This is a genomic window from Mycobacterium sp. DL440 (assembly GCF_011745145.1).
In the GTDB taxonomy this organism is placed as follows: domain Bacteria; phylum Actinomycetota; class Actinomycetes; order Mycobacteriales; family Mycobacteriaceae; genus Mycobacterium.
On record NZ_CP050191.1, the window covers coordinates 2,575,818 to 2,590,076 of the forward strand.

Here is a 14,259-nt window from a genome sequence, read left to right on the forward strand (position 1 = left end):
CGACGCGACGTGACGCGCATTACGGCCCGGCTTCACCGTCGCCACACACCGTCGTGAGACCGTAGAGGGATCATGGCTGATCACGCTTACATCACCTACGAGGAATTCGGGCGCCGGTTCTTCGAGGTGGCGGTATCCGAGGACCGGGTCGGCGACGCCATCGGCTCGATCGCCGGCGACGCGTTCGAGATGGGTCCGATCGCCCAGGGGCCGGGCAAGATCGCCAAGGTCACCGCACGGGTCAAGATCCAAAAGCCCCGGGTGAGCCGCATTGTGGGCGAAACCATCACGTTCTCCATCCGCATTCCGCTGGAGATCGACATGGTGATCGACCTACGCATCGACCGGCCCAAGTTCATGGTGTTCGGTGAGATCGCCCTGCGGGCTTCGGCGTTGGCCGCCGAGCCGCTCCTGCTGATCCTCGACGTGAAGAAGCCGCGGCCGTCCGACATCTCGATCCACGTCACCTCCACGTCGCTGCGCGCCGAGCTACTGCGCGTACTGGCGGGCGTCGACGCGGAGATCAAACGGTTCATCGCCGCGCACGTGGCCGGTGAGATCGACAGCCCGGCGTCGGAGCAGGCCAAGGTGATCGACGTCGCCAAGGAGCTCGACTCCGCATGGGGCGGGGTCTAGGCGCTCAGATACATCAGGGCCGGCCGCCGGGCTGAGCGGCCCGCGCCTCCGGACTGGCCGCGAAGATGACGCCACAGCCACGGCATGAGCATGTTCTGCGTCCACAGCAGTTGTGAATAGGCCCGGGACCGAAACGACTGGATCTGGTCCGGGCCGGTGGCCAGGGCCCAATCATGGTTGCTGTCAGGCAATCCGAGCGCTTCGGCCGCCGCGGCCGCGAACAGGCCGTGTCCCTTCGCCGACCCGTGGACCCGGTCCTGGCTCCAGGTTTCCGGTTCGCGCATCGAGGGGGCCGAGTACAGATCGACGAGGTGAAACCCGTACTGATCGGCGGCGTCGTTGATCGTGTCGTTGATCCGGACCACCCGCTTCCCGAGCAGTCGGCCCACCGGCAGGATCTGGGTGATATCAGGGAACGTCGTGGTGACGACGGTGGCGCCGGTTGCGGCGAGCGTGCGGTAGACGGTGTCGAGGTCGCCCAACGCGCGGGTGAACGAGCGCCCGGGCCGGGTCACGTCGTTCATGCCGATGCAGACGGTGACCAGGTCGGGTCGCATCGACAACGCGGTGGGGAGTTGGGTGTTCAGCACGTCGCCGATGCGGTGACCGCGAACGGCGAGATTGGCGTAACCCAACCCCGGATGGAGCCCGTCGAGGCGGACCGCGAGACGGTCGGCGAAGCCCATCAGGCCGACGCTGTCGTCGCCATCCCACAGCCCTTCGGTCTGGCTGTCACCGAGGGCGACATATCGGGTAAAACGTCGCACGCTGGCGACTCTAGCGCCGACCGGCCCGGCCGCTTCGCGCGGACACCAAGGAGGGGCGCCCGAAAAGGGCGCCCCTCCTTGATGTTCCGAGATGTTTGGGCTTACTTCACATCTACGTAAACTGTCTTGTTGAGCACGGTCGTCTGCAAATCGCCGCCCGGGCTACTGGAATCCGTCCGGCTGTAGGTCTGTCCCGGTCGCACGGCAATCACGGAGGCCTTGTCCAACGGGGTGGAGCCGACGTGGTTGACGATCACCTTGTAGCCCTGAGCCTGCAATTGACTGATGGTCTGCTGGGCGTTGCCCGGGCCGGTCGGTGCCGCCTGGGCCGGTGCCGCCAGGCCGATCACCGCTGCGGCAGCCGCGCCGGCAAGTGCCGTGGCAAGTCCGATCCTCATCATCTTTGGTGCCTTCTTTCGCTCTTCTGTTGTTTCGCGTGGTACCGACGACGGCTACCCGCCCAAGCGCCGTCGTGATCTCCGTTTAGGTGTTACTCAATAGTTAACCGGCAGTTCACAATCTAAATTCCGGCTGACCGAAAATATTGACGAGTCGTGCGTCACATCTGGGAACGCGGCATCCGCGTAGCGTGCACGGAGTGGCCAAGCTGAGCGCAGGTGTCCTGCTGTACCGTCTCGCCGGGGCGGAGGTCGAAGTGTTGATCGCCCACCCGGGCGGGCCGTTCTGGGCCCGCAAGGATGCCGCGGCGTGGTCGGTGCCCAAGGGGGAGTACGTCGACGGCGAGGACCCATGGTTGGCGGCGCAACGCGAGTTCACCGAGGAACTCGGCTCGCCCCCGCCTGCGGGCCCGCGCATCGACCTAACCCCGGTGCGGCAGGCGGGAGGCAAGGTGGTCACCGCGTTCGCGGTGCGCGGGGACTTCGATCCCGCCACAGCCGTGAGCAACACGTTCAGCGTCGAGCTGCCTAAAGGGTCGGGGCGGCTCGTCGAGTTCCCCGAAATCGACCGCGTCGCATGGGTTTCGGTGGCGGTAGCCCGTATCAAGCTGCTCAGCGGACAGCGTCCCCTGTTGGACCAGCTGATGGCCGCACCCGAGCTGGCCGGCTACGGCGAAGGCACCCCGGAGGGCGGGTAGCGACTCAGAGCTCGAGCGTCAGCCGGTGCCCGGCCTCGGCCCGCGACACGCAGGTCAGCAGATACCCGGCGTCGCGCTCCGGGTCCGTCAACAACGTATCGCGGTGTTGCACAGTCCCGTCGGTGCCCGGAACGGTCCGAATTCGGCAGGTGCCACAGAAACCCTGCTGACATGAGTACGGGGCATCCACCCCGGCCCGGCCCAGCGCCGCAAGCAGGGTCTCGTCGGCTCCCACCGTCACCGTGGCCCCGGTAGAGGCGACGGTCACCGAGAACTCTGCGCCGTCGACAACCGGTGGCGCCGCGAACCTTTCGAAATGCAACTCCACGTCGTCACGGCCGGCGAGCGTGGTCCGGATTCCCGTCAGCATCGGGGCCGGACCGCAGGCGTACACGGTGGTGCCGTCGGGGCAGTCGCCGAGAAGGTCGTCGGCTCCGGGCAGTCCGTCGACGTCGTCGGTGCGGATCTCGATGCGGCCGCCGAACCGGGCGAGCTCGTCCAGGAACGGGAGGCTGTCGCGACTGCGTCCGGCGTACACCATCGACCAGTCGACACCCAATCGCGCCGCCAACCCGAGCATCGGCAGGATCGGGGTGATGCCGATGCCGCCCGCGATGAAGCGGAAACGCTGGGCGGGCGACCCGTAGCCGGGCACCGTCAAGGCGAACGCATTGCGCGGGCCGTGAGTGCTCACCCGGCCGCCGACCTGGAGGCTGTCGTGTACCTCGACGGAACCGCCGCCGCCATCGGGTATGCGCCGCACCGCAATTCGGTAGCTGTGGCGGACTGTGGGATCACCGCACAGTGAGTACTGCCGGACCCGTCCGCTGGCCAGATGTAGGTCGATGTGCGCGCCCGGGTACCACTGTGGCAGCGGGCCGCCGTCAGCCGCGGCCAGGGTCAGCGCGATGACATCCTGGTCATGGGCAACCACTTCCCGCCCGGTCACGGTCAACGTGATCGTGCGGTCCAGTTCAGGTGGCGGCGAGGGCCGCCGCAGCAAGCGGCTCACCCCCCACATGGTGGCGATGGATACCTCGGCCAAACCGAGCATGGGATCGTGCCGGAACCGCCCCGACGCGCTCGGTGGCAACTGACGGTAGCGGGACAGCAGAGGCGACATCACCGCCGCCCTCACAGGTGGGCGGCCCGCGCCGCGGGGGAGCTGGCCAGATAGGCCACTGCCTGGGCGGTCGAGCCCATCTCCTCCGGTGAGAACCCGGGCCGGCAGTAGGCCAGGGTGTTGGTGCCGAACATGCGGGAGAACTTCGGCAGCAGCCCCAGCTTGGAATCGCGTATCCGCAGCCGGTTCATCTGCCACCAGCCGATGTTGAGGTTTGGATCGCTCTTGACCATGGCCCAAGCGCCGCGCTGGAAGAACATGTAGACGGCGGACGCCGCGATCGACATCGCGCGTACCCGGCTGAAGTAGCTGTCCTGGAAGTACACCGCCACATCGTGGGCGACGCTGCGGTGCTCGACCTCCTCGCTGCCGTGCCAGCGGAACAGGTCCGTCATCGTCGGGTCGGCGTCGAAGTCCTCCCACGTGCAGTTCAGCACGAAGTCGCCCAGCACCGCCGTGTAGTGCTCGATGGCCGCGATCAGCCACAGCCGATCGCACAGGTTGGACAGCCGGCGGCGCGGGTCGGTGGAAGTCGTCGGCCCCAGCATCTTGGTGAAGACGTGCTCGACCATGGCCATCAGCGGCTGGTAGTCCACGCCGTGGGCGGTCAGGAACTGATCGAGAACCTGGTCGTGGGTCTCGGCGTGGGTGGCTTCCTGGCCGATGAAGCCGCGCATGTCATCGGCGAGTTTGGGATCGCGGACATAGGGCAGTGCTTCATTGAACGTCGCGACGAACCAGTGCTCGGCCATCGGCAGCACCACGTTGAACAGGTTCACCATCGACGAGGCCACGGGATGGCCCGGGATCCAGTGCAACGGGATGTCGTCGAGATCGAAGTGCACCTTGCGGGCCTGGATCTGTACCGGGCCTGGATCGATCTCGTTGTCGAACCGCAACGGACGCAACATTGAGAGCCTCCCTGTGATGAGTGGACTCTCAGCAGTGTACGGATTTAGGTGGGAACGGCGGTACCGGGTGTGGGATCAGGCCGGGGGCGGAGTGCCCGCCCCAGGAGCGCCGGCGATCGGGACCACCGGTGTCGGCGTCACCGTGGTCACGCCATTGCTGCCGACTCTCGGGCCGCCGGGCACGGCCGAATCGGCGGACTGGTCGGCGGCGGCCTCGCTGCAGTCCAGCATCAAGATCATCTTGCCGCCGGAGTTGACCTTCTGGGAATCGACCAGGCACTCGGCCTGCGGCAGGGCACTGCCGAAGGAGCCGCCGAAGGTGGCCTTGACACCCTGGCTCTTCAGGATCGCCAGCGCCTTCATGTACGGCTCGCCGACGACGTTGACCGAGGACGAGCTCGGCTGTGAGGTGGCGGTGCCCGCGGCCATCAGGGCGATCGAACCGGCGGCAAGCAGACCGCCGCCGAGCGCAACAAGCTTCTTCACGTGAACTCCGTCAGTCGGGTGCGTTTGCGAACATATCTCAGCGGTGACGAATGTGAAACCGGAGCGGAAGCCCGGAGTGTTACATCCCGGCCCGGTCCGGTTGCCCGGTGATCCCCGCCATCACCTGGCTCAACGCGGCTGCCCGCGGATCGATGAACACGTCTTCGAGCAGTAGTCGTCGGCCGTCCGGACCGGCCAGCGGGATCCGCCAGTTCGGGTATTCGTCGGTGGTTCCGGGCTGATTCTGGGTCCGCAACTCGCCGACTGCGTCAGCAAGCGACAGTGCCAGCAGCTTCGACGGGGTTCGGGCCAGATACCGGTAGAGCGCCGTCACGATCTGATCGGTGTCTGGATCGGGTCCGAGCAGACCGACCCGGCGCAGTTCGTCGAGCCAGGCCGCCTGCGCGGCGCGGTCCGCGGCCAACTCTTGATCGGCGGGCCTGGTGAGCAGGCCGAGTTCCTCCCGCAATCGCACGTGCTCGCCCGCCAGATAGCCGGGCGTCGGCGGCAGGTCATGCGTGGTCACCGAGGACAGGCAGTACTCGCGCCAGCGTTCGGCGGGTAGGGGCTTTCCGGACTCGTCCGACTCGAACCACAGGATCGAGGTGCCGAACAGGCCGCGCTCGCGCAGGTAATCACGCACCCACGGTTCCACCGTGCCCAGATCCTCGCCGACCACGAGCGCACCGGCCCGGTGCGCCTCGAGCGCGATGATGCCGATCATCGCGTCGTGGTCGTAGCGCACATAGGTGCCTTCGGTCGGTGCGGCGCCCTTCGGGATCCACCACAGCCGGAACATGCCGATGATGTGGTCGATGCGCACCCCGCCGGCATGCCGGAGCGCCATCTCGACCAACGCCCGGAACGGCTCGTACGCCTGCTCGGCGAGCCGGTCCGGCCGCCACGGGGGCTGTGACCAATCCTGGCCGAGTTGGTTGAACTCGTCGGGTGGGGCGCCGGCGGTGACTCCAAGGGCCAGCACATCCTGCAGGGCCCACGCGTCGGCACCGTCGGGATCGACGCCGACCGCGAGGTCACTCATGACGCCCAACGCCATCCCGGCTTGAACCGCCGCGGCCTGAGCCGCGCTGAGTTGGTCGTCGAGAACCCACTGCAGCCAGCGATGGAAATCGACGGCGACCGGATGGGCCGCGGCGAACGCGGCGACGTCAGGGTTCGCTGGATGTTGCAGTGCGTGCGGCCAGGCATGCCAGTCGGCGCCGTACTGTTCGGCCAGCGCGCACCAGGTGGCGAACTCTTCCAGGCTTCGGCCGCGCCGGGCCCGGTAGGCGGCGTACGCCAGTTCCCGGCCTGCCGAGCGTTCAACCCGGTACACGTGCTCCAGGGCGGTGCGTTTGGCCTGCCAGGCCGCGTCGCGGTCGATGGTCGGGGAGCGGTCGGCGCGTTTGTTGACCGTGCTGCGCAGGCCCCGGAGCCGGCCGCGGTTGCGGACCGCAGCGAATTCGGCGATGGACTCCACGCGCAAGTAGAGCGGATTACCGAAGCGTCGGGAGGTGGGCAGATAGGGCGAGGGCTCCATCGGCGCTGTGGGGGCGGCCGCGTGCAGCGGGTTGACGAGAATGAACCCGGCGCCGTGCGCGGCGGCCGACCATACGGCCAGATCGGTGAGGTCCGTGAGATCGCCTGTGCCCCAGGAGTGTTGCGAGCGGACGCTGTAAAGCTGGACGGCCAGACCCCAGGCTCGGCGGCGGCCCAGTCGGGTGGGCGGTCCCACGGTGGCCGGGGAGACCACCACGGCCGTCTCGGTATGGAATTCTCCGTCGCTCAACCGCAGCCGGTGATAGCCGAGCGGCAGGTCCGCCGGCAGTTCGAAACTGGCCTCACCGATCAACCGGTCGCCGAGATCGTATGGGGGCCGGTTGTTCTCGAGTTGCCGTAAGCTGCCGCGTTCGGTGCCGTCCTCGAGCAACAGCGTGAGGTCTACCGGATCACCATGTGTGACGTGAACCCAAAAACTCGACGGCACTCCTGCCCGGCCCAGCACGATCGGCGGCAGGCGATGCTGCCAGTGCTGCCGGTCGTGCGCCGCCAAGGCGTCCGCGCGCTCCCGTTCGGTGCCGGCCTTCACTCCCAGCGCGTCCAGCACGGCGACCAGGGTGGACTCCGTGACTGCGGTACGGCGGCCGGTCCAGTCGTCGAACTCCGCGGCGACGCCGTAGCGGCGGGCCAACTCCAGCAGGGTCGACGACGGGGCCGATGACGAAGAGGTCATGGTGACAATCTTGGTGCCCAGAACGCGATCGTGCTGCCCGCGAGCACTGTTAGCCTGTCTGTAACGATCCTTACAGACAGGTTGACATGATGTCTCCAGCCACCCGAAGGCAACGGCAGGGCGCGGACTCGCGGGAGCAGATCCTCGAGGCCACCGAGCGGCTGATCGCCACCCGCGGTTACGCCGCGACCTCGATCAGTGACATCCGCAAGGCCTGCGGCCTACCGGCCAGCTCCATCTACTGGCATTTCGGCTCCAAGGACGGAGTCCTCGCGGCGGTGATGGCCCGCGGGGCCGAACGATTCTTCGCGGCGATACCGAGCGAAGGCGGCATCGACGAACGACTGGCGGTCCTCGCCGAACTGCAGTCGCAGCGCCCCGAATTCCTGCGGATCCTCTACCTGCTGTCCCTGGAACGCAGCGATGATCCGACGGTGACGCAGGTGGTGCGTCGCGTGCGTGACACCGCGATCGGGCGATTTTCCGACGCCGTCCGCCGCTTGCTGCCCGACGGCCTGCCGCCACACCGCGCCGAGCGGGTGGTCGCCGAACTCACCGCCTTCGCCGTCGCGCAGTCAGACGGCGTGTTCTTCGCCAACCACCTCGAACCCGGCACCACCGACGTCGTGCGCATGTACCGGAGACTGTGGCAAGCCGTCACCGCTCTGGTCCCGATAATCCTGGAGGACGAACAGTGAGCGACAAGACCGCGATCATCACGGGCGCGAACACCGGGCTCGGATTCGAATGCGCGCGTTCCCTCCTGGAGACCGATCCGGGGTGGCACGTGGTGCTGGCCGTGCGCGATGCCGCGCGTGGCGCCGACGCGGCGGCACGGCTCGGCAGCCCCGGTCGCACCACGGTCGGTGAACTCGATCTGGCCTCGCTGCGGTCGGTGCGCGACTTTGCCGGCAGATTGCCGAGATTGGACGTGCCGCCGGTGACCGCGCTGGTGTGCAACGCCGGGCTGCAGATGGTTACGGGTGCGCAGACGACGGCGGACGGATACGAAATGACGTTCGGCGTCAACCATCTCGGTCATTTCGCCCTGGTGCAGCATCTGCTCGAGCACTTGGACACACCGGCACGGATCGTGGTGGTCAGCAGCGGCACCCACGATCCGGACAAGTTCACCGGTATGCCGGCTCCCCGCTACACCTCGGCCGACGACCTGCTCAGCCCTCCGCCGGACGGTCTCACCGGCGAAGAGGGCCGGCGTCGCTACACCACCTCCAAGCTGTGCAACCTGTTGTTCGGCTATGAGTTGGACCGGCGGCTGGGCCACGGTGCCCGCGGAATCACGGTCAACGCGTTCGATCCGGGCCTGATGCCGGGCTCGGGGCTGGCCAGGGATTACTCGGGCGTTCAGCGAATGGCCTGGCGTCTGCTCATGCCTGTCCTGCGGATACTGCCCAATGTCAACAGCACGCGACGCTCCGGAGACAATCTCGCCGCGCTGGTGGCCGGTCCGGACCTCGACGGCGTCACCGGCGCGTACTTCGAAGGGAGCCGCCGGATACGGTCCTCGCGTGATTCCTACGACGCGGCCAAGGCGGCCGACCTGTGGCAGGTCAGCGAACGGCTGGTGGCGGCGGCCGGCTGACCCGTCAGCCGCGCAGTAGTGTCGGCTCAGTGGTATCCGCCTTACGCCGGGCCCGCATCGCGGTGGGAGCGTTGTTTCTGACCAACGGCGCGATCTTCGCCAATCTGCTGCCCCGTTATCCGGAGATCAAAACCGATCTGCACCTGAGCAATGCGGTGTACGGCGCGGCTGTCGCCTCGTTCGCCGGCGGCGCGCTGGTCGCAGGATTGACTGCGGCGACCCTGATTCGACGGTTTCGCAGCGCACGGGTGGCAGTCATCGGCACCGTGGCGCTGGCTGCCTTCGTCGTACTGGCCGGCCTGGCGAACACACCGCTGCTGTTGGCGGCCGCGTTGTTCCTGGCCGGGGCGTGCGATTCGGTGGTCGACGTCGCGCAGAACGCACACGGGCTGCGACTGCAGCGCGAACACGGCCGGTCGATCATCAACTCACTGCACGCGGTGTGGGCCGCCGGTGCGATCCTCGGCGGGCTCACCGGTGCCGGTGCGATCGCCCTCGGGATCCCGCGCGCCATCCATCTCTCGGTGATCGCCGTGCTGTTGAGCGCGGTGGCTCTGGCCGCCTACCGCCACCTGATGCCCGGGCCCGACCATGACGATCACCCGGCAGCGCACGCCCCGGCCGGGACGGGGGCCGGGCCACGGGTGTACCTGATCCTGCTGGCCCTGGTGCTGATCGCCATCGCAGGCGCCACGGTCGAGGACGCCGGAAGTTCCTGGGCCACCCTGTATCTGCGTGACAGCCTGCACACACCACCGGCTTTGGCGGTCTTCGGGTACATCGCACTGGTCGGGTTCATGTTCGTCGGAAGGCTGATCGGCGACCGGTTGGTCGACCGGTTCGGAGAGGCCACCGTGGCGCGGGTGGGCGGACTCGTCGCCGCCGCCGGGATGTGGACCGCGCTGGCGTTCCCGAACATCGCCACCACGATCGCGGGCTTCGCGCTGGCGGGTCTGGGGGTGGCCACTCTGGTGCCGGCCGCGATGCACGGCGCCGATCAGCTGCCGGGGCTGCGATCCGGGACCGGGCTGACCGTGGTCACCTGGCTCATGAGGGTGGGGTTCTTCGGTGCGCCACTGCTGGTCGGGTTCGTCGCCGACGCCGCCGGGTTGCGGGTCGGCCTCTTGGTCGTCCCGCTCGCCGGGATGGTCGCCGCCCTGTTGGCCGGGGTGCTGCCGGGACGACCGTCGTCAGTGCGCCGTTCCAGGGCCGATGCCGGCCAGCTCGATCGTGAACACACCTGACACGATCAGCGCGATACCGAGCATCATCACCGGGGTGAGCGGTTCGGAGAACAAGAACTTGGCGATGACGGCGACCAGCGCGACCCCGCAGGCGGTCCAGATTCCGTAGGCGATGCCCACGGGCACACCCAACGACAGGGCCAGCCACAGCAGATAGAAGGACATCACGTACCCGGTGATCACCGGCGCGATCCACGCCTTGCGGCGGAAGCCGTCCGACGCGCGCAGCCCGAGCGTGGCGAACACCTCGACCAGGATCGCCCCGGTCAGGGCCAGCCACATCATGGTTTGGCCTGACGCGGGTGCGACCCGAGTTCGACCAGCAGCACGCCGGCGATGATCAGACCGATACCGGCCATGATCGGCCACGTGAACGGATCGCCGAACAACGCGGCAGCCAGCACAGCGGTGGCCGCGGTACCCAGCGCACCCCAGATGCCGTAGGCGACACCGACGGGCATGCCCGTCCGCAGCACCAGTGTCAACAACACGAATGCCGTCAAATAGCCGACCACCACCAGTGCCAGCCACCCGGCGTGGTCCTGCGACGCGCGCAGCGACAATGTGGCGGTGACCTCGGTGATGACGGCCGCGATCAACAAGGCCCACTTCCGCACCGGACAAACCTAGCCGAGCCCACCCCGGGCGGTGAGTACCGTGGGGGAGTTCGCTCAAGCTTCACCGAGGAGTCCCCATGACCGATCCGACGTCCGCCCGCACCAGGGGTGGGCCCGTCGTCGAGACCGGAAACGGGCCGGTTCGCGGGACCGACGACGGAACGGTCCAGCAGTGGCTCGGTATTCGCTACGCCGCAGCGCCGGTCGGCGAGTTGCGGTGGCGGGCGCCGCAACCGCCCGCGCGTTGGCACGAGACCGCCGATGCGACCGTGGCAGGGCCGGTGTGCCCGCAGATCACCGACCCGAGGATCCCGCTCGACCTGGGCGGCCGCCAGGGTGAGGACAGCCTGGTGCTCAACGTCTGGGCACCGGCCGGCACCGAGCCCGGCGCCGGCAAGCCCGTGATGGTGTGGGTTCACGGCGGCGCCTACGTGCTGGGTTCGGGAAGCCAGCCGCTCTACAACGGGGCAGTCCTGGCCGCCGAGGGCGATGTCGTGGTCGTCACCATCAACTACCGGCTGGGGCCGTTCGGCTTCCTGGACCTGTCCGGGTTCAACGGGCAGCCAGGTGCGAAGGGGCTCCGGTTCGATACCAACCTCGGGCTGCGCGATGTGCTGTGCGCGTTGGAGTGGGTACGCGACAACATCGCCGCCTTCGGTGGTGACCCGGAGCGGGTGACCCTGTTCGGTGAGTCGGCCGGCGGCGGCATCGTCACCACCCTGCTGGCCAGCCCGGCCGCCGAAGGGTTGTTCAGCGCGGCGATAGCGCAGAGCTCACCGGCGACATCGGTGTACGACGCAGACCGGTCCGGTGCCGAGGCCGCGCGGTTCCTTGAGCGGCTGGGAATCGAGCGCGACGAAATCGGGCAACTCGCCGGCGTACCGATACCGGCGATCCTGGCCGCGGCCAAGGACCGCTACGACGCGGTCCCGATCCAGACACCCGGCCTGCTGGCGTTCGCCCCGATCGTCGACGGCGATGTGGTTCCGGACTATCCGGTCTCGGCGGCAAGGGCGGGGCGCACCCATCCGGTGCCACTGATCATCGGCACGAACGAGCACGAGGCCACCGTGTTCCGCTGGATGAAGTCTCCACTGGTGCCGATCACCCCCGGCGCGCTGCGCTCGATGTTCTCCGCGATCGCCGCCGAGCAACCCGGCCTGCAACTTCCGACCGAAGCCCAGATCACATCGGCCTATGCGGGCCTGCGGCCCAAGGCGATCGGGCTGGGTATGGCGCGCGACGTCGGATTCCGCATGCCGACACTGTGGTTCGCCGAAGGTCACAGTGCCGTCGCCCCGGTGCACCTGTACCGCTTCGACTACACCACTCCGATGTTGAGACTGCTGCGACTCGGCGCCGCCCACGCCACCGAACTGCCCTACGTCTGGGGCAATCTGGTTGCCGGACCGAAGGATCCGACATTCAAGCTGGGCGGGCTCAAGCACGGACGTGCGGTGTCGGGGCGGCTGCGCCGCCGGTGGGTCAACTTCGCGACGACCGGACAACCGACGGGAGCGCCGGGAGAGCCGGTATGGCGCCCCTATCGCCGCGAGGACCGCGCCACGTTGCTCATCGACAAACAGGACAAGACCATCGCCGACCTGGACCGTGATCTGCACGCGGCCTGGGGCAGCCAGATACTCAATTTCCGTTGAACCGAAGATACTTACATGGACATGATCCGGTCCGTCCTGGACTTTCTGCCCCCGCCGATGCGGGATCCGGTGTTCTTCGCGATCCCGTTCTTTCTGGTGTTGTTGACCGTCGAATGGATTGCCGCGCGTCGCCTGGAGCACATCGAATCTCGACGGGCACCCGCAGGCGCGTTCAACGCCCGCGACGCGTGGACGAGTATCTCGATGGGGTTGGTGTCCATCCTCACCACGGCTGGATGGAAACTGCTGGCGCTGTTGGGTTATGCCGCGCTCTACGCGTACCTGGCGCCATGGCACCTGCCGGGGGACCGGTGGTACACCTGGGTGATCGCGATCGTCGGGGTGGATCTGCTGTTCTACACCTACCATCGGATTGCGCACCGGGTGCGGTTGATCTGGGCGACGCATCAGGCCCACCACTCAAGTGAGTACTACAACTTCGCCACCGCGCTGCGCCAGAAATGGAACAACAGCGGTGAGATCCTGGCCTGGATTCCGTTGCCGCTGCTCGGCATCCCGCCGTGGCTGGTGTTCGCGAGCTTCTCGGTGAACCTGGTCTATCAATTCTGGGTTCACACTGAACGGGTCGGAAAGTTGTGGCGGCCAATCGAATTCATCTTCAACACCCCGTCACATCATCGCGTGCATCACGGGCGCGATCAGCTGTATCTGGACCGCAACTACGGCGGCATCCTCATCGTCTGGGACCGGCTGTTCGGCACCTTCCAGCCGGAGGTGTTCCGCCCGCACTACGGGCTGACCAAGCCGGTGAACACCTTCAACATCTGGAAGCTGCAAACCCACGAATATGTGGCGATCGCCCGCGACGTGCGGCGGGCCCGCCGTCTGCGTGAGAGGCTGGGCTACGTTTTCGGCCCACCGGGCTGGCGGCCCGTCGAGTATTCCGAATCCCAGCCGGTCGGGTGATCCGGGTGGCCCCGGCCACCGACGGCATGGTCAGAACCATTGGCCGGCATGGGAATTGACGCGAGCTACTATTCCCGCTGCCCCTGCCGATCCCATGGCTTGTGCTCTGGAGCTTTCCAGCGTTTCCCAGTGTTTGTGTGACGTTTGAATTCGAGCCGAGCCGAATAGCACCAAAGCAAACTCGAAATCAGTAAGGTCTACAGAACCCGGGTGCTACAACCCGGATCACGGTCACGAAAGGGGCATTGCGTGGGAGACACACTGACCGAAGGACAGAAGCTGGAGAAGGGGGGGTCACTCACCTCCAACAACGGCGCGTACACGCTGACGTTGCAGGATGACGGCAACCTCGTGTTGGAAGCACGTGGCCAGGCGGTCTGGTCGACTTCCACCAACGGCCAGGACGTGCAGCGGGCGGAGGTGCAGACCGACGGCAACTTCGTGCTGTACACGTCCGAGAAGCCGGTGTGGCACACCGACACCAAGGGCAAGAAGGACGTCAAGCTGGTCCTCCAGGACGACCGCAACCTGGTGCTGTACGCCGCGGACGGCCCCGCGTGGAACTCTGAGACCGCAACCTCCGAGCCGCCACCGCCGGCGCCCGAGGCCGCCGCGCCCGAGGTCGAGGTTGCCCCGGCCGCCGTCGAGGAGCCGGTTGCCGCGCCCGAGCCGGCTGCGCCGCCGCCACCCCCGCCGGCACCCGAGCCGCGCACCTACACGGTGGTCTCCGGCGACACCCTGTGGGCGATCGCCGAGCGTTTCTACGGCGATGGCAACCGCTACCAGCAGATCGCCGATGCCAGCGGCATCGCCAATCCCGACCTGATTCACCCCGGACAGGTCTTGACGATTCCTTGACCTGAACAGACGTACGGCCCGGACCATCTGGTCCGGGCCGTCGTTGTTTCTGGCGTTGGATCTCAACGGATGTGGGTACCCCCGGTAACAAAGTTGCCGC

16 protein-coding genes are annotated in these 14,259 nt (G+C 67.4%); 8 read left to right on the plus strand and 8 right to left on the minus strand.

The annotated features are described in order from the left end of the window. Window positions 1-72: 72 nt before the first annotated feature. Window positions 73-636 (plus strand): hypothetical protein, encoded by a 564-nt coding sequence (locus HBE63_RS12480; RefSeq protein ID WP_166905025.1) that lies wholly within the window; start codon window positions 73-75, stop codon window positions 634-636. On the opposite strand, the gene HBE63_RS12485 is transcribed toward HBE63_RS12480, so the two are convergent. Next, window positions 633-1,403 carry an SGNH/GDSL hydrolase family protein gene (locus HBE63_RS12485; protein ID WP_166905026.1) on the minus strand — a complete coding sequence of 257 codons (771 nt, stop codon included), beginning with the start codon at window positions 1,401-1,403 and terminating at the stop codon, window positions 633-635. The two genes, HBE63_RS12480 and HBE63_RS12485, sit on opposite strands and share 4 nt — an antisense overlap. A 101-nt stretch (window positions 1,404-1,504) precedes the next feature. Beyond that, window positions 1,505-1,804 carry a hypothetical protein gene (locus HBE63_RS12490; RefSeq protein ID WP_166905027.1) on the minus strand — a complete coding sequence of 100 codons (300 nt, stop codon included), beginning with the start codon at window positions 1,802-1,804 and terminating at the stop codon, window positions 1,505-1,507. A 197-nt stretch (window positions 1,805-2,001) separates the two neighbouring features. On the opposite strand from HBE63_RS12490, the gene HBE63_RS12495 reads away from it, so the two are divergent. After that, a complete protein-coding gene (locus HBE63_RS12495) occupies window positions 2,002-2,499 on the plus strand; it encodes an NUDIX domain-containing protein (RefSeq protein WP_166905028.1) in 498 nt (165 codons plus the stop codon). A 4-nt stretch (window positions 2,500-2,503) separates the two neighbouring features. Here the strand turns inward: HBE63_RS12495 and HBE63_RS12500 are convergent, their stop codons facing one another. The 4 genes from HBE63_RS12500 to malQ all read right to left on the minus strand — a co-directional run bounded on the left by HBE63_RS12500 (window position 2,504) and on the right by malQ (window position 7,252). After that, window positions 2,504-3,622, minus strand: a complete 1,119-nt coding sequence (locus HBE63_RS12500; protein WP_166905029.1) for a PDR/VanB family oxidoreductase — start codon at window positions 3,620-3,622, stop codon at window positions 2,504-2,506. Window positions 3,623-3,633: 11 nt separating this feature from the next. After that, window positions 3,634-4,533, minus strand: coding sequence for a metal-dependent hydrolase (locus tag HBE63_RS12505; protein ID WP_166905030.1), 900 nt, complete (start codon window positions 4,531-4,533; stop codon window positions 3,634-3,636). 75 nt (window positions 4,534-4,608) lie between these two features. Further along, on the minus strand, window positions 4,609-5,019 hold the full coding sequence (locus HBE63_RS12510; protein WP_166905031.1) for a hypothetical protein: 411 nt from the start codon (window positions 5,017-5,019) through the stop codon (window positions 4,609-4,611). A gap of 79 nt (window positions 5,020-5,098) precedes the next feature. Further along, entirely contained in the window at window positions 5,099-7,252 is a 2,154-nt protein-coding gene (gene malQ, locus HBE63_RS12515) for a 4-alpha-glucanotransferase (RefSeq protein WP_166905032.1), read from the minus strand. 86 nt (window positions 7,253-7,338) lie between these two features. Here malQ and HBE63_RS12520 point away from each other — a divergent pair, with 86 nt between their 5' ends. From HBE63_RS12520 to HBE63_RS12530, 3 genes are read left to right on the plus strand one after another with little or no spacing between them, the layout of a single operon-like run. Further along, entirely contained in the window at window positions 7,339-7,950 is a 612-nt protein-coding gene (locus HBE63_RS12520) for a TetR/AcrR family transcriptional regulator (RefSeq protein WP_166905033.1), read from the plus strand. Continuing rightward, the gene (locus HBE63_RS12525) at window positions 7,947-8,855 is read left to right on the plus strand and encodes an SDR family NAD(P)-dependent oxidoreductase (protein WP_166905034.1); all 909 of its coding nucleotides are present in this window, start codon (window positions 7,947-7,949) and stop codon (window positions 8,853-8,855) included. Before HBE63_RS12520 ends, HBE63_RS12525 begins: the two co-directional genes overlap by 4 nt. A 29-nt stretch (window positions 8,856-8,884) precedes the next feature. Further along, the gene (locus tag HBE63_RS12530) at window positions 8,885-10,099 is read left to right on the plus strand and encodes an MFS transporter (RefSeq protein WP_166905035.1); all 1,215 of its coding nucleotides are present in this window, start codon (window positions 8,885-8,887) and stop codon (window positions 10,097-10,099) included. Here the strand turns inward: HBE63_RS12530 and HBE63_RS12535 are convergent. Next, a complete protein-coding gene (locus tag HBE63_RS12535; protein ID WP_166909707.1) occupies window positions 10,046-10,381 on the minus strand; it encodes a multidrug efflux SMR transporter in 336 nt (111 codons plus the stop codon). The genes HBE63_RS12530 and HBE63_RS12535 overlap by 54 nt on opposite strands. Beyond that, the gene (locus tag HBE63_RS12540; protein ID WP_166905036.1) at window positions 10,381-10,716 is read right to left on the minus strand and encodes a multidrug efflux SMR transporter; all 336 of its coding nucleotides are present in this window, start codon (window positions 10,714-10,716) and stop codon (window positions 10,381-10,383) included. Before HBE63_RS12540 ends, HBE63_RS12535 begins: the two co-directional genes overlap by 1 nt. A gap of 77 nt (window positions 10,717-10,793) precedes the next feature. Here HBE63_RS12540 and HBE63_RS12545 point away from each other — a divergent pair, with 77 nt between their 5' ends. From HBE63_RS12545 to HBE63_RS12555, 3 genes are all read left to right on the plus strand, one after another. Beyond that, on the plus strand, window positions 10,794-12,374 hold the full coding sequence (locus HBE63_RS12545) for a carboxylesterase/lipase family protein (RefSeq protein WP_166905037.1): 1,581 nt from the start codon (window positions 10,794-10,796) through the stop codon (window positions 12,372-12,374). Window positions 12,375-12,389: 15 nt separating this feature from the next. Beyond that, a complete protein-coding gene (locus HBE63_RS12550; protein WP_208301355.1) occupies window positions 12,390-13,301 on the plus strand; it encodes a sterol desaturase family protein in 912 nt (303 codons plus the stop codon). Window positions 13,302-13,550: 249 nt separating this feature from the next. Further along, on the plus strand, window positions 13,551-14,159 hold the full coding sequence (locus HBE63_RS12555) for a LysM peptidoglycan-binding domain-containing protein (RefSeq protein WP_166905038.1): 609 nt from the start codon (window positions 13,551-13,553) through the stop codon (window positions 14,157-14,159). Window positions 14,160-14,259: the final 100 nt, after the last annotated feature.